Here is a 23,069-nt window from a genome sequence, read left to right on the forward strand (position 1 = left end):
CCGTTTTTCGGGCAATGACGCCCGCTTCCATTGACCACAATCAGCGCTTTTTCCGGTTTTCGGGCAATGACGCCCGCTTCCATTGACCACAATCAGCGTTTTTTCCGGTTTTCGGGCAATGACGCCCGCTTCCATTGACCACAATCAGAGGTTTTGCCGTTTTTCGGGCAATGGAGTCCACTTCCATTGACCACAATTAGCTTTTTTTCCGTTTTTCGGGCAATGGAGCCCACTTCCATTGACTACAATTAGCTTTTTTCCGTTTTTCGGGCAATGGAGCCCTCCCCCATTGACCGCAATCAGGGGTTTTTCTCCTTCTCGGGCAATGGAACCCACTTCCATTGACCACAATTAGCTTTTTTTCCGGTTTTCGGGCAATGAAACAAACTCCCATTAACCGCTAAATGAGTTTTTCCTACCTTTCGCTCAATGCAACCCGCTATAAATAAAAAATAGAAGCCCTCCACACATAGAGGCCTTCTATTTTCCTATAAATATTATTATTGTCTATTCAAAAACGCCTTAGTCCGATCGAACTGAGGATTATTAAACAGCTCTGTTGGATGACCGGATTCGATAATCTCCCCATTATCCATAAACATCACCCGGTTTGCCACCTCTTTGGCAAATCCCATTTCGTGAGTGACCACAATCATTGTCATATGTTCCTGTGCTAAATGTTTCATAACCTGCAGGACCTCGCCTGTAAGCTCGGGGTCGAGTGCGGATGTTGGCTCATCAAACAGCATAATTTCCGGATTCATCATCAGCGCCCTGGCAATCGCCACCCGTTGCTTTTGCCCTCCTGATAAATTCGCAGGATATGCATTCGCACGGTCAAGCAGGCCAACCTTTGCTAAAAGGTCTGTGCTGCGGTTTTTAATTTCAGCTGCCGATTCCTTTTTTAGTAATCGAGGAGCAAGTTCAAGATTCTCTTTCACCGTCAGATGCGGGAATAAATTAAAATGCTGAAATACCATCCCCATCCTCAATGTAATCTGTTTGATTTCCTGAGGTCTAGAATAAACGCCATCCTTGACCAAATAATCATCCGCAACACGGATACTGCCGCCATTTACTTCTTCAAGATGAACAAGGCTGCGGAGCATCGTACTTTTTCCAGATCCGGATGGACCAATTACAGCGACGACATCGTTTTTATTTACATCAAAACTAATTTGTTTTAAAACATCAAGGCTGCCATATGATTTTTTCATATTTGAAACTTCAATAAACGCCACATTCCTCACTCCTTCCTATTCAAATCTGAAGCGCCGCTCAATCCATTTAAACAACAGTGTTAATAGTAACGTCATGATGAGATAAATGATTCCGGCAACAACAAAAGGAACAATGGAGAAGTCACGGTTAACGGCTGTTTCAGCATAGTGCAGCAGCTCCGGTACCGCTACTGCATAAAGCAGCGCCGTATCCTTAACCAAGGTTACCGACTCATTCGCCACTGCTGGAAGGGCAATACGGAACATTTGCGGCAGAATGACCCGTGTTGTCATCTGCCATTTATTTAGTCCGAGGACTTGGGAAGCCTCATATTGTCCTTTATCAATCGCAAGCAGCCCGCCGCGGAAAATTTCAGCAAAGTACGCGGCATAGTTTAAAATAAACCCGAGACATGCTGCCACAAAGCGGTCAAGCACCAAATATTCTCCAATCCCCGGTATCATCGGAAGTCCAAAACAAATAAACAAAAGCTGCAGCAAAAGCGGCGTTCCCCGCATGACATAAATATAAGCTTGTGCCAGCAAGGAAAGAGGCTTAAAACGGCTTTGTACTGCCAGTGTTAATAGAAAGCCAAGCGGAATGGACACAACAATAGCAATTATAAACAACAGCACCGTCATCTGTGCCCCTTGAAGCATCGGCTTTAAAATCTGAATGATATATTCTAAAGACATAAAAGGATTCCTCCAAAAACAAAACAGGGTTTCCTGCGGAAATCCTGCTTTGCCTTATATAGATATTAGTTTAAAACCTTATTTTCTCCAAACCATTTTTTTGAAATCTCAGCGGCAGTACCGTCTTGATTTATTTCATCAAGTGCTTTTTGAAGCTTAGTAAGTAACTCCTCGTTTCCTTTCTTCACGCCAATGCCATATTCTTCAGGAGAGAGGGTTTCATCAAGTACTTTAAATGCATCTTTTTCTTTTGCCATATAGTAATCAATAACAACCTCATCGATCACTACAGCATCCAAACGGCCGCTCTTTAAATCATTTAATGCCAGTACATTATCTTTAAACTCAGTTACCGTTTTAATTTTTGACTTAATTGGGTTTGCATTTAAAGCATCAGAAGCAGATGAAAGTGACTGCAGACCGACAACTTTCCCTTCTAAATCAGCCAGTTTCGTAATATTGGAACCTGCCTTCGTTACGACAACCTGTGCGTTTTTTAAATAAGGCTTTGTGAAAAGTACTTTCTTCTTACGTTCATCCGTAATAGTATAACCATTCCAAATAAGGTCAATCCGGCCGCTGCTTAGTTCAGACTCTTTGGCACTCCAATCGATTGGCTGAAACTTTGCCTCTAGTCCCATTTTCTTAGCGGCTGCTTTTGCATAGTCAATATCGAACCCAACAAGATCGTTCTTTTCATCACGGAATCCCATTGGTGCGAATTTATCGTCCACTCCAATTACGAGTGTATTATCTTTTTCCTTAGAATTAGATTTATTGCTTGAACAGGCTGTTAGCACTGAGAAGACAGCTGCAATTATTAAAGCAAAAGTTGCTATACGTTTCATATGAATAGAACCACCTTTTTGTTAATATCGCTTTAGTACGTTACCATATTATCATACTGACATATTATAACACTATAATAATTTAAAAAACAATATATTGATTAATGTAAATAAAAAGAGCCTTTTCCACTAATGGAAAAAGGCTCCTTCTATTAGACTGGTATTCTAAAAAAATGTTTTTGAGTATTACTGAATTGCCTATTGATTAAATGCGTTCTTCCCTCCGACGATTGGCAGTGTAATTTCACTGCGCGTTGGAATGACAGTAATTTTTGTACCTGCTTTAGGGCGGATGGTGTAATCATAATCACTGGAGATCAAAACAACACCGATTCGGTGCCCAGCTTTAAAGATGTAATCCTTAGGCTCCATTGCCCATTCAAACGTGTAATCTCTTCCCGCTACAAGCGATTCAGAACGATCAGCATAATGAAGATTTTGCGGGTCAACCCAGCCTCGTGAAACAATGACAGATTTGCCGCTGCTATAGTCGATGAGCAGTGCTGTTAAGTTTGCAACTGGGCGGTCAATGCTGGCACGGATACTAACTTTGGGTGTTCCGCTGATCCGAACTTCCCCGGTTAATTCTTGTGTTACATAGGCTAAGCGGTTCGGAGAATTAAGCTCAGGGTTAGCTATTAATGCATTAGCCTTGATCATCGGGTCATCAATAATCGTTTGCTTATTATGCGGCTGATTTGGAACCGGATTTATAACCATTGCCCCCAAATCATTTCCCGTACCTGTTAAATGAAGATTTGTTGAAACAGTGCCGGGTGCCGGCCAGCTGGCTTCCTTACTATAAGTTCTGTCCTCACGTTGAATGTTAACAGCAGGCTCGTCCATAATTCCGTTTTCTATTCCATATAGATAATAGTCAAACCACTTATGACGTGTGTTCGTCCAATCAGCACCTGAAGGATTGGAATGACCTCCTTGATGCAGCCATAATTTGCGCTGAACATTATTTTCCCCTAATGCTTCCCACCACTGGGCAAATTGTTTCGTTTTCACATTCCAGTCATTCAGCCCGTGGACAACAAGGACACTTGCCTTGATTTTATCGGCATCCTTAACATAATCACGGTCAGCCCAGAACTGATTGTAATCACCTGTAACCCGGTCCTGATCACGCTTTAACTCAGCGATTACATCTTTACATACTTCAGGATTACTCCGAGTTAATACTGCTTCCGCTAAGTTATCAGCATCTTCACCTTGGTAACCGCCTGGAGCAATGACAGCTCCATTCGCACGATAATAGTCATACCAGCTGCTGATAGCGGCAACTGGAATAATGGTTTTCAGGCCATCAACACCGGTCGCTGCTACGGCATTAGGCAATGTACCATTATAAGAAGCCCCCGTCATCCCGACATTCCCTGTCGACCAATCAGCATGGACCTCTTTTCCCTCCCCGGTAAATGCCTTTGCCCGGCCGTTCAGCCAATCAATAACAGCCTTAGTTCCAAGTATTTCCCGTTCGTCGCCGGTTGTCGGACAGCCGTCGGATTTCCCTGTCCCAATACTCTCTGCAAGAATGACACCATAACCACGAGGGACAAAGTAATTCCCTAATGAACCGAGATTAGCAGCTTGTCCTTCCGCAAGAGCATATGGCTTACCGCTGCGGCCATAGCCGTTGCCTGGATGAGAAACCGGATTCAGGTCCACATCTACATTAAAGACAGGTACATCTAGAATGCCGGAACGATACGGACTCATCTCATAAATGACAGGCACCTTAACTCCCGGATCTGTTTTTGGACGGTAGACTTTAATCGAAACACGGTCACGCTTACCATCTCTATCACTATCGGTCTCTGTTTCAACAAACAAGTTTTCTATGATTGCATCATCGGTAGAGTAAATCGATTTTGTCATACCATTTTCCAGTTCTATTTTTGTCGCGTCTGAGGCTGTTTCGGGGATTAACCCGTTAAGCGGGATTCCCCTCCATTCCGTCCCCTTTCCAGTGACATAAGATTGAACAGCTTGACTCTGCTTACTTTGGGCATTTACCGTCCACGGATTCGCGCTTGCCAGCAATGATAACGAGAGCACAGAGCACAAACCAGCGGATAAGACCTTTTTCCTCACGACTTTTCCCCCTTGTTTCTTAAATAATGGTTACACCAATCTTTAGTATATAATTGAATATTCAAAATTTTTGGTGTATTTTGTCTAAAAAATAAAACAGGAGTAAAGGGCTATTGGTAACCTAGTTAAAAAGCCATGGATGCATGTTTCTTTAGCGAAAGATTTCTATTCGCTTTGATTGTACGCTCATAGAAAGGATTATTTCTAGCCTAAATGATATAATCCATTTTAATTAGAAGATAGAGGAGGTATAGATTTTGAGGACGGTATATGATTTTTCAGTAAAAATGCCGGACGGCACGGAGAAGGCTTTAAAAGACTATGAAGGACAGCCGCTCATAATTGTCAACACAGCCAGCAAATGCGGATTCACTCCACAATTTAAAGGGTTGCAGGAATTATATGAGCAATACAAGGAACAAGGTTTGGTAATCCTTGGTTTTCCTTGTGCCCAGTTCCACAATCAAGAGTTTGAGAACATTGCAGAAACCACAGCGTTCTGTCAGATGAACTACGGGGTGACATTTCCGATGTTTGCTAAAATTGATGTAAATGGAAGCGATGCTGACCCGCTGTTCAACTATTTAACAGAACAGAAAAAGGGTGTTCTTTCCAGTAGAATCAAATGGAACTTTACCAAGTTTTTAATCGACCGTAACGGGCAGGTTACCCAGCGATATGCTCCCACTACCGATCCAAAAAAAATTGAAGCAGACTTGCTAAAATTGTTATAATCCCATTTTTAATAGAGGCGCGATTTATATGTTTTTAAAAGAAAAAGTAAAGGTACTTCCGCCGTCACCCGGGGTTTATCTAATGAAAGATACTAATGGCAGCGTAATCTACGTGGGGAAGGCTAAAAATCTTAAGCGGCGGGTTCAGTCTTATTTTCAAAATTCACGGGCCCATTCTAAAAAAGTGGTCAAGCTTAGGCATACTATTAAAGATTTTGATGTGATTCTTACGGATACCGAATTTGAAGCTTTCATGCTGGAATGCCGTCTTATTCAGGAGATCAAGCCATTTTTCAATCGGCAAATGAAAAACCCGCAGCTTTATGCTTTTATCAATATCTATATGGAGGACAAATATCCAAGGATTGAAGTGTCCAATGTTCCTAGTAAAAATAAACATAGCTTAAGGCTTGGACCTTTTAAGAATAGAAATACAGTGGAAATAGCTGTTCTTGGATTAAAAGAGTATTGCAAAATTCTATGCTGCGGTTCTTCCAAATCACATTCCCCCTGCCTGAATTATTCCTTGGGTTTATGCATGGGGATTTGCCTGGGTAATGCAGTAACAGAACAGTATATGACCATGATTGAAAGAATTATTGAGTTGTTAACAGGCGAGGATTTGGAGATTCTAGAGGGAATGGAACGGAAAATGCTGCATGCTGCCGAGAATTTTGAATTTGAAACTGCAGCAAAATACCGGAACTATTTGGATGCCATACATTCCTTGCTTTACAAGGAAAAAGTCATTGAGTTCACGGAAGAAAACAAAAACATAATGATGGTCGAATTTTTAACCGACCGAACCTTTAAACTATTTCTTATTAAAAGAAATAAGATTTTATTTGGTAACAAGTATGAGCTTAGGAATCTTGAGGAGCTGATTTCCTTAATCGAGGCAGATTTAAAAAATAGTTTGGAGGCCGGTGAATCCTGTTCACCCAAAGCAGTCGGCAAAGAAGAAATCGATGAGGCGCAGATCATCTATAACTATTTGGAAAGCGGTAAGTGCAGCTATCGGTTTATTCCTGAAAAATGGCTAATGTCTGAAAGTCCTGCTCTTAAAGATACAATTAGAGAATTATTGCGAAGCTGGCAATGAAACCGCAGAACCGTCCATATATTTCAGCAGTTTTTAATAGCGTCTTAATAAAATATTAAGGATTCTCCTTTATAGTTATAGTCAATACTAAAGACATTAAGGGAGGTTCCCCAATGAAAAATAAGTTTCGAGAATATATTCCTATCATCATAGTGGGTTTAATATGTATTGCATTGATAGCTTTTTATCTTTATTATGAACCGCTGTATCATCAGCTTGAGCATGAGAAGTTTAATGGTATCAGGCAAGATGATGACGGAGCTGGTGAGTTTTTTAAGTTATTTGGAAACGGGGCGATTATAGCTGGCACGCTAAGTTTTTCCTGGTATTTATTAAAAAAAAAATTAAAATCGCCGTTTGAATACGTAAAGATTGCGGCAAAGAAGGTATTCAGCTTTCATACGTATTTTGGCTGGACTGCATTGGCGCTTGTTGTTATACATGGCGGCTATTATTTAATTACCGATTTCAAAAAACCCGATAACCTCACCGGGGCTGCCGCCTTTTTACTTTTGCTTTTTCTGGCTGCCTACGGGTATTTGTTAAAGCGAAATAAAAAAAGGAAAAAGACATTGCGTTCGGCGCACTTTATCCTCAGCATCATGTGGATTGCTGCACTACTTGTTCACGGCGGCGGATTCGTTATTGGATGTGGCGTAGCATTGGCTGTATTGTTTGTTGGAATTACGTGGCTTGAGAGAAGAAGTACTGTAGCTGCCTAGATATTGCCTCTTTCGAAAATTTTTTTAAACAACTGCAGTGTGAAAAAGCATTTTCCCTTAATAAAGGAAAATGCTTTTTCTTTTTTTAGATTCAAAAGAAAGCTGAACTGTGCTTACTTCTATATAGCCGATGAGCAAAACTCCCAAGATAAGATATCATGTTTTTCAAAAAGTGCGCCAGTACCTGCAGAAAATCCAATGAAACCTTCTTGAGAACCAAGTATTAGAGGGATGTCAACAGGTGCGGCTAGTATCGGGAGCGAAGGACGAACATTAGTAGTTGATAGCCTTACCTCTAATATTTGTGTTACAGGCAAATAGTCAACCCATGCAAACCAAACAGTTCCGTTATTTAAGAGATCTGGCAATGCTGGATTCGTTGCTATTGAATTCACAGAACCATTGACATCGATACCTACATGATTTCCATTGGAATCGCTAAATTCAATGTTCAAATACGTATCAAATTCAACTCCTACACTGTTAGGAATCCCCAAGTAACCCATGCCACCGCCATTAGCACCTAAAGCAGTGTTTGAATTGCTTTGGATTACAAATACAAAACCATCCGCCCCTGGACCATCTCCAGACGTATCCACTCCTCCGCCTGGGTCTGTTATTTGAAACGAAAAGAAAGTGCTAAAACCATTTGAAACTGGAAAAGTTTCATCTGTAAAGACACTGCCGGCCTGAGATCGTGTAGCTTCTGTCAATCTTAAAACTGTCTGTCCCCCTGAGTTTGTTGTAATAGCTGAACCATTAAGCGTCAAGGTGGATGTATCCGAAAAATCATCAAACGTAAAACATATAGGCCTTAATCCCATAATGTAAAACCCCTTTAATTTCTTAGTAATGAATCAACCTAATAGTTTGTCCACTGCAAACTCTCTCATAATTTACGAGTCACTAATAAGTTATTTTTATACTCTAAAAGTTGTTTGTGCGTTCACATAGATTTCTTCGTTTTTTGAAAGAATGGATGAACATAAAAAACCCCTCGAATTTGGATAATGGAATTAACAAGAAGCCTTATCCAAAAAGGGGTTTTTTATGCTTAATGACTATTTAGCCTTTACACAGAAAAGCTTATACTAATACTTCTTTGCACAACATATGTGCAAGAAGGCCACATTTTAACTCTTCAGCATGCTTCCTTAAGTTCCGCAGAATGTGCGGTATGGTTGGTTAGATGATGCTGGCAACGTACAATAGTCAGCCTGTTCAGGTGTATGGGCATATGGTTTTGACAGAACATTTAACAGGCGTTTCGTCAGACTGAGATCTTCTTGCCTGAGGGCGGCATCAAGTGCTTCTTCTACCCGGTGGTTTCTCGGAATAACAGCTGGGTTTGAGTTCTTCATTAACTGATGAAGGTCCGCTTTTGATTGCTCCTGCCTGCTAAGTCTTGTCTGCCAGCGCTCTCGCCACTTAGAAAATTCTTTTGTTTCTAATAATCCTGTTTCTTCTTGCCTGTCAAAAGTTAAAGCTCGGAACGTATTAGTATAGTCCGCCTGATGCTTCTGCATTAATTTTAATAAATCCTCAATCAAGCTTTCATCTTGTTCTTCTTCATTAAAAATCCCTAATTTTTGCCTCATGCCTGAAAGCCAATTAGCTTGATATAACTTGCCGTACTCTGATATGGCAGCCTCGGCAAGTTTCACTGCCTGCTTTTCATTTTCGTCAAACAACGGCAATATGGCCTCTGCAAACCGTGCCAGATTCCAGCCGCCAATATACGGTTGATTTCCGTAGGCATATCGGCCTTGAACATCGATTGAGCTGAAGACTGTAGCTGGGTCATAACTATCCATAAAAGCACATGGCCCATAGTCTATCGTTTCACCGCTAATGGTCATATTATCGGTGTTCATGACCCCGTGAATAAAACCAACCAGCTGCCATTTGGCAATCAATGCAGCCTGGCGCTTAATTAATTCCTCAAGTAAGGACAAATACCGATTCTGAGCTCCTTCGATTTCTGGATAATGACGTTTTATTGCATAGTCAGCCAGTATCTGAAGATCCTGAACCGTGCCCCAATTTGCAGCGTATTCAAATGTACCGACACGTAAATGGCTAGCAGCTATACGGGTTAAAATGGCACCCGGCAGTTCAGTTTCACGGTAGATCGATTCCCCTGTTGTGACTACAGCAAGGCTTCGAGTGGTAGGAATGCCAAGTGCATGCATGGCTTCACTTATAATGTACTCACGCAGCATCGGTCCCAGTGCCGCGCGCCCGTCACCGCCGCGTGAATATGGCGTTCGGCCCGAGCCCTTGAGCTGAATGTCAAACCGTTCACCTGAAGGAGTTATTTGTTCTCCAAGAAGCATGGCCCGGCCGTCCCCCAGCATTGTAAAATGCCCAAATTGATGCCCAGCATAGGCTTGAGCTAATGGTGAGGCACCTTCAGGAACCCAGTTGCCTGCAAACACCTCCGTCCCTTCTTCATTTTTTAACACCTCTATATCTAATCCCAACGATACTGCCAATGGTTCATTAAGAATCATTAATTTCGGCGAGCGAACAGGGTCTGGATTCTGATTAGAAAAAAAGGACTTCGGCAACCGGGTATAACTATTATCAAAGTTCCAACCTGGGTCTTTTCCCATCGTATCACTTTCCTTTTATTATTTTTTCAAAGGCTGCGTTAAACTTGTCTGTTGATTTCCGCTGATATTAATTTTTATACCACCAACAATGGCACTTAGGACAGCCTTTCTAATAACCTAAAATCAGTTTATCAACCCAAAATGCTAAAAGCAATTTCAGGGGTATAAAGCACAGGGACCGTTCTCCTACTTCTTTTCAAGGGTGTATCTTATTTGCGATTTTCTTTAAACACGCGTTCATTGGACGCTTCAATGTGCACTTTATCGGTGACTTTCCTGGCTCTCGCGTTCATTGGACGCTTCAATGTGCACTTCATCGGTGATTTTCCTCTCTCACGCGTTCGTTGGACGCTTCAATGTGCACTTCATTCCTGATTTTCTCCGCTCACGCGTTCATTGAACACTTCAATGTGCGCCTTTTCGGTGATTTTCCTTACTCTCGCGTTCATTGAACGCTTCAATGTGCGCTTCATTCCTGATTTTCCTCGCCCACGCGTTCATTGGACGCTTCAATGTGCACCTTTTCGGTGATTTTCCTTACTCTTGCGTTCATTGAACGCTTCAATGTGCACTTCATTCCTGATTTTTCTCGCTCACGCGTTCATTGAACACTTCAATGTGCGCCTTTTCGGTGATTTTCCTTACTCTCGCGCTCATTGAACGCTTCAATGTGCACTTCATTCCTGATTTTCCTCGCTCACGCGTTCATTGAACACTTCAATGTGCGCCTTTTCGGTGATTTTCCTTACTCTCGCGTTCATTGAACGCTTCAACGTGCGCTTTTTCAGTGATTTCCCTTCCTCACGCGTTCATTGGACACTTCAATGTGCGCTTCATCCCTGATTTCCCTTCCTCACGCGTTCATTGAACACTTCAATGTGCGCTTCATCCCTGATTTCCCTTCCTCACGCGTTCATTGGACACTTCAATTTGCGCTTCATTCCTGATTTTCCTCGCTCACGGGTTTATTGAACGCTTCAATTTGCGCTTCATTCGTGATTTTCCTTGCTCACCCGCACATTATGCCTTTCTCTGCACCGCCATCATTCAACTTCTTTGCAATCGTGTTCATTGAACAAACGTACACCCGCACCTCTTCCCTATTTTCACCTGATTTCAATATTCCCTTCAAAAAAAACACCGTTCAGCTTCCTAAACGGTGTTTTTTTCAAGATCCTGTTATTATCTTTCTGGTACTATCTCAAGCAATCTCTGTTATTCCAAGCGGATCATTATAGCCCGATACGAAAAGAAATCGGCAGCACCTTTTCGGATGGCCTCGCTCCCCAGTGCCGAAGCTTTTTCAGCAGTTTCGAACAGTCCCCATGTCTCTTACTTGGATATATGTGTGACAAAATCAGCTAATAATCTCGCGCCGAAGCCGGTGGCTGATTTAGGGTAGTAGCCTGTTTCTTCGCTTTCCATTACGCCGGCCATGTCGACATGCAGCCAGCGGGAGGTTTTCGGTACAAAGCGGCGCAGGAATAATCCTGCCGTAATCGAGCCTGCTTCTCCTTTAGAGCTAATATTACAAAAGTCGGCATAATCACTCTTTAAATAGTTTTCGTATACATCCACTAGCGGCATCGGCCAAACAAAATCTCCATTTTCCCTGCCGATTTCCTTCATGTCAAAGGACAGTTGTTCGTCGCCGAAAACCCCTGCTATTTTTGAACCAAGGGCATTATGAATTGACCCTGTTAAAGTCGCAATATCGACAACGTATTGTGCCTTCCATTCACCAGCGCGAATTAAACCGTCCGCTAAGATTAAGCGGCCTTCCGCATCCGTGTTACCGACTTGAACAGTCGAACCATTTTTATAGCGAATAATTTCGCCAGGAAGCACAGATGTATTGTCAGGTGAATTTTCAACGATTGGAATAAGTGCCACAACATTTACCTTTGCTTTCAATGCTGCTAAAAGTTTCATCGCACCAGCAACAGCTGCTGCACCGCCCATATCCATGCGCATATCACTTAAATCTCTACCGCTTTTTAGGCTTATTCCCCCTGTATCAAACGTTACCCCTTTGCCAACAAGAGCCACAAGCGGCTTCGATTCATCTGTTTGATACACAAGTTCAACAAAGGCAGGCTTGTATTTACTGCCTCGCCCTACCGTTAAGACACCGTTCATCTCCAGTTCTTCCAGCTTTTCTTTGTGAAATACATTTACTTTTACATCCGTACCTGCAAATTCTTCTGCTAACATGGTTGGGAATGTCTCCGGATTTAGCACATTAGGAACTTCATTCATTAAATCACGAGAAAAAGCCGCTGCCGCCGCACGAATCTGTCCATCCTCTATATATGACGTAACATTCGTTCCCCATTCAACCTGTAATTCTGTTTTAAAAGCACATTCCTCTGATTTATATGTAACAAACTTGTAGGAACCCAAATGCCAGCCTTCAACAAAAGCTGATACTGACTTTCCAGCGTCTAACGTTGAGAATTCCTGAGCCAAACCTTCTACTTGCAGAACAGCTTTTTCCACTTTACGACCACACAACTCGCGCGCAATCGCCCCAGCCGTCATCCGAATCGTTTCATACGACTTTTTATCTTCCTTACATTCCTTTATAGCAACAACCAGTTCACCATCAAGAAATAATGTAGTAAATGAGGCGGAACAATTCTCCACAAACTGTTTCACAGCACCTCCTGATTGAATACGTAAATCATTTGAAAAAACAATCGAAGCTTGAATCGACATCTATCTATTTCCCCTTTCTTAGCTGCATCTTAGTATATTTCTCCATCCGAATAGCAAAAACCTTCTTAATGAAATATGGGGACGATTCATGTGTCTTTTCTCTCTGCTCAAACCGCCAAATATCGCTACTTTACCAGGGGGCAAAACCAATTAAACGTTTGTTCAAATTTACTAGGAACGCAGGCACTAATAGATTTTTCCTTACTTACCCTCCAAAAATTTTGTCACATAAACAAACGTTTGAATAAATAGCAGGAAATACCTAAAATATCAGCTTTCCTATTGTATGATGCATTAGATAAATGTCGAATATGGTTATTGATTTATGAATACATAGTCCCGAAATGAAACAACCTCTAGTCCAATCATAATTCCAAAAACTATATATTTATGAAGTAAACCTTTTAGAATAAGTGAGGAGTTGTTTTTATGGCAATAATAACCCAGGGGAAACCGCAACGCTGTCGGGAATTTATATTAAAGATGGGCACAGGGGCGGCAAGGTAAAGAGGGCCCAGCGTATAGAGGTAAAAACAGGGGATACACTCTAAAATTAAAACCATACACAGTAATCATCGAATATAGGTAAGACATCGCTGGCGATTAGTATAATAAAAGAAAAAGGGTTATCGTGAAGCACAGGAGACGTCACTTGTGCTTCCTCTATATATTGCAAGACAATACATAGGCTGGAGGCAGATTGAGCCATACTTTTTTTGCTCTTATGCTCGGAAAGTATTTTTGAATAAATGTTTTTTTCACTAATGAATATTGAAAGGTAATAAATTTTCCACTTACAGTTAGCGAGTCTCTTACATTTTGCAAAATTTGTTTAGATACTTCGAATGGTAAAGAAGTAAAGGGCAATCCAGATAATACATAGTCGGCAGCTGCCACATTTAGCTCTGCGAGATAGTTCTTTATATTTTCCGCCGACCCGTGAACGACATGGACACTTGGATCATTTGCATATTCCTGTTGCAGGCGTCTAACAAAAGTTTCATTAATTTCAATAAGAATGAATAAGGTATCCTTCTGTTTTCGTTTCATAATTTCCTTTGTAAACGAACCTGTACCAGGCCCTAATTCAACGATCGTTTTCGCGTTATTAAAATGAATTACATCGACCATTTTCTTCGCCAATTTTCTGGAACTTGGAGCAATAGCCCCTGTATTTCTAGGATGTTTAACAAACTCATTTAAAAAAGTAACTATTTGCATTTCGTTTCACCTCATACTTGGAGTATGCTTCTAAGTATGAGGTAAAACTTTTAAGAAAAATGAAGGATTTTCTTAAATTTTTATTAAGAATTTATTAAAAAGCAAGATTATAGAATAAAAGTTTCACCCTCACCACAATGAGGGCTTATGCACCACTTTATTGTTCTGTCCTGACTAGTTGTGCTACGCACTCCACATGAACAGTATGTGGAAATAAATCAACCGGCTGGACAACCTTTAAGGTATACCCAAATGCTTCAAGTTCTTTTATATCCGTGGCAAAAGTGTCTGGATTACACGAAACATAGACAATTCGTTCTGGTTTAGCTCGTCCGATTTTCCTCATCACTTTCCCGCCGGCGCCCGACCTTGGTGGATCAAGCAGCAGTAATTCTGGAGTGCCGAAACTCTCTAAAACTTGATCTATTCCATTTCTCGCGTCACGTGCCAAGAAGTACGTATTTTCGATTCCATTATCCTTAGCATTTCGTTTAGCCGACTCTATTGATGTCTCGACTATTTCGATTCCGGCGAGCTTCCCTACTCGATCGGCAAATGGAAGTGAAAATGTCCCGACGCCACAGAAAAGGTCGATCATTTTTTCTGTCTTTTTCGGTTGTCCCATCTCTATCGCCAAATCGACTAACTTTTGTGCCTGTGTTGGATTCGTTTGGAAAAAGGTATCAAACCATAGACGGAAGCGGTATCCATCCATTTCATCATAGATAAAATCACGGCCGGCTAAGATATGGCTTTTTTCTGATTGAGTACGGTCTGCCCAATCTGTATTTTCAAGCCATAATAAGCTTTTTACTTGAGGGAACTTTTGGGTAATACGCTGTACTAAATCGTCCGCTGCCTCTTTTAAATGGTCGGCTGGTGCCTCGGTTGCAAAAAGAGCTAACATAATTTCGCCGGTTGCAAAAGATTGTCTTACCATCAAATGGCGAAGCAGTCCCTCATGGAGATCTTTGTTATATCCTGTTAATTGATGGGTTTTGGCCCAGCCTGCTACCTCCATCGCAGCCTCTACCATTTCTTTACCTGCAATTAGGCATGTCTCAAGAGAAATGATTTTTCGAAAATTCCCTTGTTCATGTAAACCAAGCGTACCATCCGGAGCAAAAGTAAACTCCATTTTATTACGATAACGCCAAGGCTCGTCCATCCCAATGGTATCGAGAACCAACTCGGGGGCAAACCCTTGAGTTCCTATCGCATGCTTAACATGGTCCGTTTTTTGTTTTAACTGCCCTTGATATTCCCAATGCTGCCAGACGCAGCCGCCGCATTTTTCAAAGTGAGGACACTGCGGTGCTGTTCTTTCCGCATGAGCCTCCAGTATCTCTTCTGGCATCGCCTTTCTTCTTCTTCGCTCTGGCTGGTCAACAGTCACACGCACCTTTTCCCAAAGAAGAGTCTGCGGGATGGTGAGCCTCAACTTTTTCTTGTTACCTTTCTCATTTTCACGCCAAACAACAGCCTGACCAGAACCCTTTTCATCCAGCTGGCTTATTTCTGCAACCATTGTTTCTCCTTTAATAATGGTCATTCATGGTCCTCCTTTATAATTACTACTCTGTATACTGTTCTATATAATCGAATGGAGCTTGCCATTAAATTAAACACACACCAATCTAGTATAATAGAGAATTATCGAATAGGAAATTAAATCATGTCTAGCAGATATTAGCAGCTACTTCGAGGAAAAGGGTTTAGACAGAGGCATAGTGGTACTTATGCCTATAGGAAAGTTACTTTTTAATCGGACAAAAAAGAAGCATGAGAACCTCATGCTTCTAGGATGATGATTCGTATTCTTTTTTGCCTCCGAGCTGAAAACCTAGGTTGCCGTTGTATTTGCCTACTTTTCCGCCAACATGTGCGCCTAATCCGTGTCCGCCGCCTAAATGGCCGCCTGCTTGAACACCTAAGCCATGCTGGCCTCCTAATTGACCGCCGGCATGAAGACCGAGACCATGACCGCCGCCCAGCTGGCCGCCTGCTTGAACACCAAGGCCTTTTGGACCACCTAAAGAACCAGCTGCATGGACATCGAGGCCATGACCGCCTCCTAGCTGACCGTTCGAATAAACCCCTAGACCATGCTGTCCTCCTAAATGCCCGCCAACATTGTATCCAACTCCATTACCGCCACCTATATGTCCGTTTGCATAAAGCCCCGCCAGCTGACCGCCTGCATGCCAATAACCTGGGGGAGGCCCCCCGTAATATGGCGCGGGATATGGGTAGGTATATTGATAGTATGGGGAAGTATACGGAGTAGGTCTGTAACCATACATATAAGGACCTGTTGCCATTCCGTTAATAACCTCCAATCTGATTCATGATAGTTTATGCATGGCTAACGCAGCATGTAACTTGACCCAATTTGCAGAAACAAGTGGGCGGTTCTTGCGCTTTATGATGAAGCCTGAGAATCGCCCCCTTTCTTACTTCTTTTTATTTTTGTGTTTTATAATAGTCGTCATTACCTGGATAGCTTTTCAAAGCACAGCGCTCAACTGCAACCACTATTTCCCCAATTTTATTATTAAAATATCTATCATGAGAGATAAAGAACATTGTGCCTTTAAAGTGTTCCAGCGCTTCTTCAAGCGTTTCAATGGAATCAATATCAAGATGATTGGCGGGCTCATCAGGCATTAAAAAACTTCCATTTATATGGAAGTGTTTTTAAGTGGTCTGTACCATCCCTATGTTCATTATGCTTATTATTTAAGTGCAGTGGTCTTCAGAAATTCCTTTGTTCGTTCTTCCTTGGGATTATCGAAAAACTCTTCAGGACAGTTCTTTTCAAGGATTTTACCGTCATTCATAAATACAATCGAATCAGCAACCTCGCGCGCGAAGCCCATTTCATGGGTTACCACCACCATCGTCATCCCCTCATCTGCGAGCTCCTTCATTGTTGTTAATACTTCTCCTACCAGCTCGGGGTCAAGAGCGGACGTTGGTTCATCGAAAAGCATAATATCTGGTTTCATCGCAAGTGACCTCGCAATCGCTACACGCTGTTTTTGCCCGCCGGATAATTTACTAGGATAGACATCCGCCTTATCCTCGAGCCCTACTTTTTGCAGCAGTTCCCTCGCTTCATCGACAGCCTCGCTTTTCGGAATTTTCTTCACGATAATCGGGGCCTCAATAATATTTTCGAGAACGGTTTTATGAGGGAAAAGGTTAAAGTGCTGAAACACCATTCCCACCGTTTGTCGAACATCGTTGATATTGTGAGTATCGGGTGATATCTCTTCCCCGCGGATAAAAATACTTCCTCCGTCTTTTTTCTCCAAAAAATTCAGACATCGAAGCAATGTACTTTTTCCTGAACCAGAGGATCCGACCAAACAAACAACCTCGCTCTCGTAGACAGACAAATCGATATCCTTTAAAACATGCAAACTTCCAAAAGATTTATTTAAGTTTTCTATTTTAATCATTTCTCGACTATTCATGATAGCTCCTCCTAGCGATCACTTATGGCTAATTTCTTTTCAAGCATACTTACGATCATCGTTAACAAGGCAACCAGCACCAAATAATAGATAGCAACGATTAATAGATACGTCATTTCATCAAAATGATTCGATCCTAACGTTGTTGCCACATTAAATAGTTCATTCATTGAAATGAAGGCTGCCAAAGATGAATCCTTGAGTCCAATAATAAACTGATTCCCAAGAGGCGGCAGGGCTCTTCTGAAAGCCTGCGGAAGAATAATCCGGCGCATTGCAGTACCTCTCGTCATACCAAGGGAACGGCCAGCCTCCATTTGCCCTTTATCAACCGATTGGATCGTTCCGCGAAAAATTTCCGCAATATAAGCACCATTATGAAATGCAAGCGCAAGAGCAGCTGCCCAAAAGTCCGGAATAAGAAAAATCCCGCTGAAGCCAAAATAGAGAATGAAAATCTGAACAATTAGCGGCGTTCCTCGTACAAGAAACACATAGGCGTTTGATATGTATTCTAGAATTTTTATTCTTGATATTTTTAATAGTGCAAAAAACAAACCAAAAATAATGCCAATTAAGATAGATACTATAGTAAGTTTTAGAGTCAGTAAGGTTGCATCAAGGAACAGTCCCTTGCTGCTAATGAATGTCTGAAAAAAGTGTGAAAAACTTGGCAAGCTAACAACTTCCTTTCCATCAAGTATATCATTCTATTATTCTGGTTTTTTGGTAATATCCTGCCCAAAATACTTTTGGCTGATTCGAGCAAGCGTTCCATCATCACGAAGCTTTTGCAGTGCCATATTGATTCGTTTTAGAAGTTCAGGATTGTCCTTAGGCACCACAATTGCCTGTTCACTTCGCTCGATTAACTGCTGTCCTTTTATCTTAAATCCTTCCTGCTGTGAGCTTTTTCCCGTGACAAAGTCAGTAATCACAGCATCATGACGGCCGATACTTAGCGCCTTTAACGCTGTAATATCACTGTCGTACATCTTAAGATTGCTCGTATACTTTCCAGCAACATCCGCATATGTAGAGCCTTTTGCAACGGCTACTTCTTTTCCTTTTAAATCATCTACCGTTTTTATATCGCTGTCAGGTCGTGTAAAGATTTGTGGTCCTGAGTAATAGTATGGCGTGGAAAATGCCACATGTTTGGCACGATCGGGGTTAATGGTGTGGCTGGCAACAGCAGCATCGGCCCGGCCTGTTTTAATGCCCTCTATGAGCCCTTTAAACTTCATTCTTTTCTGAACTGGTTTCAACCCTAGTTCCTTTCCTACAGCATTCCCTACCTCGATATCGAAGCCCGTCATTGACAGGTCATCCTTTAGATAACTAAAAGGCTTAAATTCGCCGGAAGCTGCAAAAATAAATTCCTCCTTGTCTATCAGCTTTGTGCCGTCTGACAGCTCGTCCTTTTGAGCACAGGCCGTCAGTGTACTAAGTAAAAATAAGCTTACTAGACAAAATATGTATTTTAGCCTCATACTTCAACTTCTCTCCTCCCATTTTCACTTGATAACTTTGTATACCCTATTTTTCTATTTTTTTATCATGAAAAAGAAAAATGACCGGACAAGTCCTTAGCTGTCCAGTCAATAAAAAACTTTTTTAAGTATTATTTTCGCTTTTCAAATGTTTTACAAGCCGTTTCCTCAACCTTCTCTGCTTCCCTGCCGCCATGATGTCCAATCACATAAATGGAATCCGCTATACATTGGTCACCTTCATCCCAATATTTACAATCTTCTACATTGCATTTTACTTCTAATTTCAAGGGTACCAGCTCCTTTATGTTGTTTATGATAAACAGTACCCTTTCTAAGGATAAGTAAACATCTTTTAAATGTATCCCTAAAAAAGAAAACAGGCCTTACTCTTTTAAGAGCCACGCCTTTTCTCCTGTATTACAATATTGTTTCTAAAATTCCATTTTCCTTATAAAATGGGAGTAATAATATTCCATTTTTTATACAAGGGGGGGTTAAATTGTCTATTAATATTTCCGAAATTCATGTTCAAACAGACAAGTTGGAGAAAGTGAAGGAGTTTTTAGTAGATTGGTTAAGTCGAACACATGGAAAGAAACCTATTATTTATACTGAACAGGATTCCTTTTATCCGTTTTTTGAGAATAAACAGCCTGCACTTTTTTCAATAAGTGTAATTCATGATAACTGGATCACCATTCTCCATGATTCCTATGAACCGCCATTTGTGTTAGCCGATAGACTGTCCCTTACTTTTAACTGTACGGTTATTCAAGCGATAGGACAGAGTACAGTAGATACCTATTATTTGAGTGTTCACAAAGAAGGCTGTATGATTCGAAAGTTTCATTGCGGAGAGGATACTGTTGGAGTGGAACAAGAAGGCGAACCTTTTCCCTTTGAAAAAAAGGGATTCGGACAAGAAGACAGTGACAGTTATTTTTTTGATTATGAGGATATGGACAAATTTTGCCAGAACTTTGGGATTAATTTATTACCAGATCCTTTTGAAAACGATGGGCAGTGGACAATCATAGAAATAAAAGGAAGATCTCTCCATAAGAAAGATTCACTTTTAAAGAAATTAAAGGGAATTTTATTAAGATAATGAAGCATGGGGACCGTTCAAACATCAGACCTATTCTCATTGTTGTCATAATTGAATTCCCCTCACTTAAAGGTATTTTAAGCATGAGGACGATTCTTCTGCTTGCTTAAAAGGAAACAAGAGAACCGTCCCCGAAGAAATGTTTGATAGAATTCAATATTGTCATGATAACCCAATAGACAAGCTGAACATTGTTCGGAATCCTATTTATCACAACTTTCGGAATTTCCGCGTTTAAATCATAGTAATTTCCTGGGCTTCGATCCTAGCCGGAAATACATATCGCTCCAAATCATTGGCTCTAAGCCGCGGTTTTCTGCTAAGACGACCTTTTGTAAATGTTCATTCATAAAATCGAACCGTTTGCGATAGCCGTTCTGCTCCAAACATTTTCCAAAAAAACACCATACACGCTTCATCCATCCCGATATGAATCCGTTTGGAGCGGAAAGGCGCAGAAGCCGCTGCTAACAGATCATCAATCAGCTTGTAGGTCGCGTCATGGCCGACAGGCAGGATGTCCTGTGACCCTTTACCTCTCCGGCATAGTACCTATCTTGGAAGCCATTCATTACACATAATTCAACCCTTCAGGATAAGGAAATGGAACCGGAAAAATATTGGCCAGGCCGTCATCTAGACCATGTATGCCTTTCAAGATCATTTGCTCAAGTGTATTATTTTCTACGATTACGGAATTTTGCCCCCAACTTAATTGTTTATGTTGGTCATCTATAGTTGAAATGGTTATTTTTCCAGCTAAATACGGGGCCAACTGTTGCAGGAAAACATCCAAACCCATAATCTTGATAGTCCCTGGGTAAGATGCCTCAGACTTCTCCAATGAACTGAGAAGTTTGATTAAGGCAGTTTCGAACGCAGGAACCATTAGTCTCACGGTTTCAGACCCATAACGAAAGGTTTCTGCAAGCAGCGAACAGACCGCCTCCGGATCGCCTCCCCATTCTATAACACGGGAAACCGCTTGCGGCTGCCCTAAATTTGGTGCTGCCAAAACTAAAAATGCCTTTAATTCACCTTCCGCTTCCGCAATAAGGATTGTATGCTTTGTTTTGAAAATACTGGAAAAACCTGCCGCCTTATTGAGCAGCGCCAAGTCAAAAATGCTTTGCTCATATCTTACCGACCGTTTATTACTAAGTTTTCTGATTTGAAACCAATCATACGGCAGGAGTTCACGGATGGAATATTTCCCCTTCTGATTAAGATTGCCTTGACGGAGATTATATTGTAAAACCTTGCCATAATATGTACAGCCCGCCTTTTTGTATATTGGTAAATCCCCGGAAACAAATAATACCGATGCCCCTGCCATTTTAATATGAGCAAAGATATGCCCTAGAAGGGTACTAGCCAAGCCTCTCTTTTGGTAATCGGGATGGGTGCAAACTGCCCCAATGGAATACGCCTGGACTTCGGCGTTTTCAATATGGATGACCGACGGAACTAAACCGATAAAAGAGACTAGCTTTTCGTCCTCAAAGGCACCATATGATTGATTTAATGCCGGTGAAAATACGTGGGGAAAGGCCTCGCCCATTGAAACATGATCGGGTTCACGAAAGGCTTGATTGGCTAAGTGAATCGCTTGACCATATTCTTTCTCTTGTAAAATACGATACTCAAACATTATTTATCCTCCTTAATTTCGAAACGGAGATCTCCTAAAAAATAGAGGTTTCAAACGGTTCTTGTGCTTATCTGTTCTCTACATATAGCTTTATATAAATCAGCCCCCTTAACGTAATAGGGGACTGTTCTTTTTCACTGTAAAAATCTAGATTTATCTCTTTTCTATCCTCCCGTCCCCATGCTGTGCAAATCTTCCTGCACTGCGCTCGTTGACGGGATCGAGGTTCCCCCATTGCCAGCCGCCGAATTGTGTTCTGCGATAGTCATTAAAGGCATCACGGATTTCCTCTTCTGTATTCATTACAAATGGACCGTACTGTGCAACTGGTTCACCAATCGGCTCTCCCTCAAGCACCAGAATATAAGCCTCTTTGTCGCCATTAGTAATTTCAATTTCTTGTTCTCCTGTCAGCTTTACACGATGGTAAACTGAGATGATTTCCCCATCGAGATGAATTTCTTCACCTTCATAAAAATACAAATTTCTGTTCAATGTTGCTGACACTGCTGGCAGTGTATATACTGCATTGGGTTCCATATGAAGAAGATAAATGCCTACATGATGGTTAGGATCCATGGCCCAAGAAGCGGCAGCCGGCTCTAAACTATCATTTCCTTGCAGCCTCCCTGCAATTAGCCGGACCGTCGTTTTCTTTCCATTTGAACTTGTTAATTCCAATTCTGGAATATCTTCAGCCCACAGCATTTTATAATCCGGATCTGCCGTCTTATCCTTAGCCGCCAGATTCAACCATATTTGAAAAAGCTCAAGCGGGTTGTCTTTGTCCTGATGCACGAGCGGAAACATTTCCGAGTGGAGGCAGCCCTTTCCGGTTGTCAGCCATTGAACATCTCCATTCCCGTAACGTCCCTTTGCCCCGGTTGAGTCAAAATGATCAACAAGCCCTTCTAGAACAATCGTTACTGTTTCAAATCCTTTGTGAGGATGTGCTGGAAACCCCGGTACAGTTGTGCCGTGGTACATCCTAAAACCATCTTTTATCGTAAAATCCTGCCCTAGATTCCTGCCTTCTAGAGATTCAGCAGGACCCTGCTTTTCGTTCCCTGCAGGATAAGCATCTTTATGATGCACGGTCATCAAGAATGGATCCTCGGTTTCCCATGGAAAACCTAGCTTCTGTATATTTAGGATTTTGTTGTTTGACATCATAGTTCTCCTTTCGTTGTTTATCATTTATTGTCGCCTATAGGCTCTATTGGCTATCGTGACTGCTCTTTTTCGGAACCCTTGGTCGCCTATAAGTTCTATTGGCTACCCTGAACGCTCTTTTTCCTCGTGCTCGGTCGCCTATAGCCTCTATTGGCTACCCTAACTGCTCTTTTTCCACCCGCTCGG

The 23,069-nt window shown here is 41.7% G+C and carries 23 protein-coding genes; 5 read left to right on the top strand and 18 right to left on the bottom strand.

Annotated elements, in window-relative coordinates; genetic code table 11:
* Nucleotides 1–500: 500 nt before the first annotated feature.
* The 4 genes from IE222_RS21390 to IE222_RS21405 all read right to left on the bottom strand — a co-directional run bounded on the left by IE222_RS21390 (nt 501) and on the right by IE222_RS21405 (nt 4,864).
* On the bottom strand, nt 501–1,241 hold the full coding sequence (locus IE222_RS21390) for an amino acid ABC transporter ATP-binding protein (protein ID WP_275671480.1): 741 nt from the start codon (nt 1,239–1,241) through the stop codon (nt 501–503).
* A 15-nt stretch (nt 1,242–1,256) separates the two neighbouring features.
* Entirely contained in the window at nt 1,257–1,916 is a 660-nt protein-coding gene (locus tag IE222_RS21395; RefSeq protein WP_191276386.1) for an amino acid ABC transporter permease, read from the bottom strand.
* A gap of 65 nt (nt 1,917–1,981) precedes the next feature.
* Nucleotides 1,982–2,764 (bottom strand): amino acid ABC transporter substrate-binding protein, encoded by a 783-nt coding sequence (locus tag IE222_RS21400; RefSeq protein ID WP_191276388.1) that lies wholly within the window; start codon nt 2,762–2,764, stop codon nt 1,982–1,984.
* 198 nt (nt 2,765–2,962) lie between these two features.
* Nucleotides 2,963–4,864, bottom strand: coding sequence for a Xaa-Pro dipeptidyl-peptidase (locus IE222_RS21405; RefSeq protein ID WP_191276390.1), 1,902 nt, complete (start codon nt 4,862–4,864; stop codon nt 2,963–2,965).
* A gap of 257 nt (nt 4,865–5,121) precedes the next feature.
* Here IE222_RS21405 and IE222_RS21410 point away from each other — a divergent pair, with 257 nt between their 5' ends.
* From IE222_RS21410 to IE222_RS21420, 3 genes are all read left to right on the top strand, one after another.
* On the top strand, nt 5,122–5,598 hold the full coding sequence (locus IE222_RS21410) for a glutathione peroxidase (protein WP_191276392.1): 477 nt from the start codon (nt 5,122–5,124) through the stop codon (nt 5,596–5,598).
* 28 nt (nt 5,599–5,626) lie between these two features.
* Nucleotides 5,627–6,700 (top strand): GIY-YIG nuclease family protein, encoded by a 1,074-nt coding sequence (locus tag IE222_RS21415; protein ID WP_191276394.1) that lies wholly within the window; start codon nt 5,627–5,629, stop codon nt 6,698–6,700.
* 113 nt (nt 6,701–6,813) lie between these two features.
* Nucleotides 6,814–7,422, top strand: coding sequence for a hypothetical protein (locus IE222_RS21420; protein ID WP_191276396.1), 609 nt, complete (start codon nt 6,814–6,816; stop codon nt 7,420–7,422).
* 119 nt (nt 7,423–7,541) lie between these two features.
* Here the strand turns inward: IE222_RS21420 and IE222_RS21425 are convergent, their stop codons facing one another.
* The 12 genes from IE222_RS21425 to IE222_RS21475 form a co-directional block, all read right to left on the bottom strand.
* Nucleotides 7,542–8,246: an L-type lectin-domain containing protein gene (locus IE222_RS21425; RefSeq protein WP_191276398.1), complete on the bottom strand. Its 705-nt coding sequence runs from the start codon at nt 8,244–8,246 to the stop codon at nt 7,542–7,544.
* 330 nt (nt 8,247–8,576) lie between these two features.
* On the bottom strand, nt 8,577–10,037 hold the full coding sequence (locus IE222_RS21430) for a protein adenylyltransferase SelO (RefSeq protein WP_191276400.1): 1,461 nt from the start codon (nt 10,035–10,037) through the stop codon (nt 8,577–8,579).
* 1,009 nt (nt 10,038–11,046) lie between these two features.
* Nucleotides 11,047–11,178 carry a hypothetical protein gene (locus tag IE222_RS26745; RefSeq protein WP_275671481.1) on the bottom strand — a complete coding sequence of 44 codons (132 nt, stop codon included), beginning with the start codon at nt 11,176–11,178 and terminating at the stop codon, nt 11,047–11,049.
* Between the two features lie 191 nt (nt 11,179–11,369).
* On the bottom strand, nt 11,370–12,755 hold the full coding sequence (locus tag IE222_RS21435; protein ID WP_191276402.1) for a leucyl aminopeptidase family protein: 1,386 nt from the start codon (nt 12,753–12,755) through the stop codon (nt 11,370–11,372).
* 663 nt (nt 12,756–13,418) lie between these two features.
* On the bottom strand, nt 13,419–13,976 hold the full coding sequence (locus IE222_RS21440) for a class I SAM-dependent methyltransferase (RefSeq protein ID WP_191276404.1): 558 nt from the start codon (nt 13,974–13,976) through the stop codon (nt 13,419–13,421).
* Nucleotides 13,977–14,133: 157 nt separating this feature from the next.
* Nucleotides 14,134–15,528 carry a 23S rRNA (uracil(1939)-C(5))-methyltransferase RlmD gene (gene rlmD, locus IE222_RS21445; RefSeq protein ID WP_191276406.1) on the bottom strand — a complete coding sequence of 465 codons (1,395 nt, stop codon included), beginning with the start codon at nt 15,526–15,528 and terminating at the stop codon, nt 14,134–14,136.
* A 247-nt stretch (nt 15,529–15,775) separates the two neighbouring features.
* Entirely contained in the window at nt 15,776–16,297 is a 522-nt protein-coding gene (locus IE222_RS21450; protein WP_191276408.1) for a hypothetical protein, read from the bottom strand.
* A 142-nt stretch (nt 16,298–16,439) separates the two neighbouring features.
* Entirely contained in the window at nt 16,440–16,643 is a 204-nt protein-coding gene (locus IE222_RS21455) for an ABC-F family ATP-binding cassette domain-containing protein (RefSeq protein WP_191276410.1), read from the bottom strand.
* A gap of 68 nt (nt 16,644–16,711) precedes the next feature.
* Nucleotides 16,712–17,455, bottom strand: a complete 744-nt coding sequence (locus IE222_RS21460) for an amino acid ABC transporter ATP-binding protein (protein WP_275671482.1) — start codon at nt 17,453–17,455, stop codon at nt 16,712–16,714.
* 11 nt (nt 17,456–17,466) lie between these two features.
* Nucleotides 17,467–18,132, bottom strand: a complete 666-nt coding sequence (locus tag IE222_RS21465; RefSeq protein WP_191276412.1) for an amino acid ABC transporter permease — start codon at nt 18,130–18,132, stop codon at nt 17,467–17,469.
* 36 nt (nt 18,133–18,168) lie between these two features.
* Nucleotides 18,169–18,948, bottom strand: a complete 780-nt coding sequence (locus tag IE222_RS21470; RefSeq protein ID WP_191276414.1) for a transporter substrate-binding domain-containing protein — start codon at nt 18,946–18,948, stop codon at nt 18,169–18,171.
* Between the two features lie 131 nt (nt 18,949–19,079).
* Nucleotides 19,080–19,238, bottom strand: a complete 159-nt coding sequence (locus tag IE222_RS21475) for a DUF1540 domain-containing protein (RefSeq protein ID WP_191276416.1) — start codon at nt 19,236–19,238, stop codon at nt 19,080–19,082.
* 212 nt (nt 19,239–19,450) lie between these two features.
* Here IE222_RS21475 and IE222_RS21480 point away from each other — a divergent pair, with 212 nt between their 5' ends.
* Complete coding sequence (locus tag IE222_RS21480; RefSeq protein WP_191276418.1) at nt 19,451–20,059, top strand: hypothetical protein; 609 nt, start codon at nt 19,451–19,453, stop codon at nt 20,057–20,059.
* A 338-nt stretch (nt 20,060–20,397) separates the two neighbouring features.
* Nucleotides 20,398–20,640, top strand: coding sequence for a hypothetical protein (locus IE222_RS21485; RefSeq protein ID WP_191276420.1), 243 nt, complete (start codon nt 20,398–20,400; stop codon nt 20,638–20,640).
* On the opposite strand, the gene IE222_RS21490 is transcribed toward IE222_RS21485, so the two are convergent.
* Both IE222_RS21490 and IE222_RS21495 read right to left on the bottom strand, forming a co-directional pair.
* Nucleotides 20,631–21,710, bottom strand: a complete 1,080-nt coding sequence (locus IE222_RS21490; protein ID WP_191276422.1) for a GNAT family N-acetyltransferase — start codon at nt 21,708–21,710, stop codon at nt 20,631–20,633. The two genes, IE222_RS21485 and IE222_RS21490, sit on opposite strands and share 10 nt — an antisense overlap.
* A 153-nt stretch (nt 21,711–21,863) precedes the next feature.
* Complete coding sequence (locus IE222_RS21495) at nt 21,864–22,880, bottom strand: pirin family protein (RefSeq protein WP_191276424.1); 1,017 nt, start codon at nt 22,878–22,880, stop codon at nt 21,864–21,866.
* Between the last annotated feature and the right edge of the window lie 189 nt (nt 22,881–23,069).

The sequence above is a fragment of the Neobacillus kokaensis genome (genome assembly GCF_014656545.1).
Classification (GTDB): Bacteria; Bacillota; Bacilli; order Bacillales; family Cytobacillaceae; genus Neobacillus; species Neobacillus kokaensis.

Coding starts and splice junctions, on each gene's coding strand:
- IE222_RS21395 (WP_191276386.1), bottom strand. CDS start 1,916: ATGTCTTTAGAATATATCATTCAGATTTTAAAGCCGATGCTTCAAGGG.
- IE222_RS21400 (WP_191276388.1), bottom strand. CDS start 2,764: ATGAAACGTATAGCAACTTTTGCTTTAATAATTGCAGCTGTCTTCTCA.
- IE222_RS21415 (WP_191276394.1), top strand. CDS start 5,627: ATGTTTTTAAAAGAAAAAGTAAAGGTACTTCCGCCGTCACCCGGGGTT.
- IE222_RS21420 (WP_191276396.1), top strand. CDS start 6,814: ATGAAAAATAAGTTTCGAGAATATATTCCTATCATCATAGTGGGTTTA.
- IE222_RS21425 (WP_191276398.1), bottom strand. CDS start 8,246: ATGGGATTAAGGCCTATATGTTTTACGTTTGATGATTTTTCGGATACA.
- IE222_RS21430 (WP_191276400.1), bottom strand. CDS start 10,037: ATGGGAAAAGACCCAGGTTGGAACTTTGATAATAGTTATACCCGGTTG.
- IE222_RS21435 (WP_191276402.1), bottom strand. CDS start 12,755: ATGTCGATTCAAGCTTCGATTGTTTTTTCAAATGATTTACGTATTCAA.
- IE222_RS21440 (WP_191276404.1), bottom strand. CDS start 13,976: ATGCAAATAGTTACTTTTTTAAATGAGTTTGTTAAACATCCTAGAAAT.
- rlmD (WP_191276406.1), bottom strand. CDS start 15,528: ATGACCATTATTAAAGGAGAAACAATGGTTGCAGAAATAAGCCAGCTG.
- IE222_RS21450 (WP_191276408.1), bottom strand. CDS start 16,297: ATGGCAACAGGTCCTTATATGTATGGTTACAGACCTACTCCGTATACT.
- IE222_RS21455 (WP_191276410.1), bottom strand. CDS start 16,643: ATGCCTGATGAGCCCGCCAATCATCTTGATATTGATTCCATTGAAACG.
- IE222_RS21460 (WP_275671482.1), bottom strand. CDS start 17,455: ATGAATAGTCGAGAAATGATTAAAATAGAAAACTTAAATAAATCTTTT.
- IE222_RS21470 (WP_191276414.1), bottom strand. CDS start 18,948: ATGAGGCTAAAATACATATTTTGTCTAGTAAGCTTATTTTTACTTAGT.
- IE222_RS21485 (WP_191276420.1), top strand. CDS start 20,398: ATGTTCATTCATAAAATCGAACCGTTTGCGATAGCCGTTCTGCTCCAA.
- IE222_RS21490 (WP_191276422.1), bottom strand. CDS start 21,710: ATGTTTGAGTATCGTATTTTACAAGAGAAAGAATATGGTCAAGCGATT.
- IE222_RS21495 (WP_191276424.1), bottom strand. CDS start 22,880: ATGTCAAACAACAAAATCCTAAATATACAGAAGCTAGGTTTTCCATGG.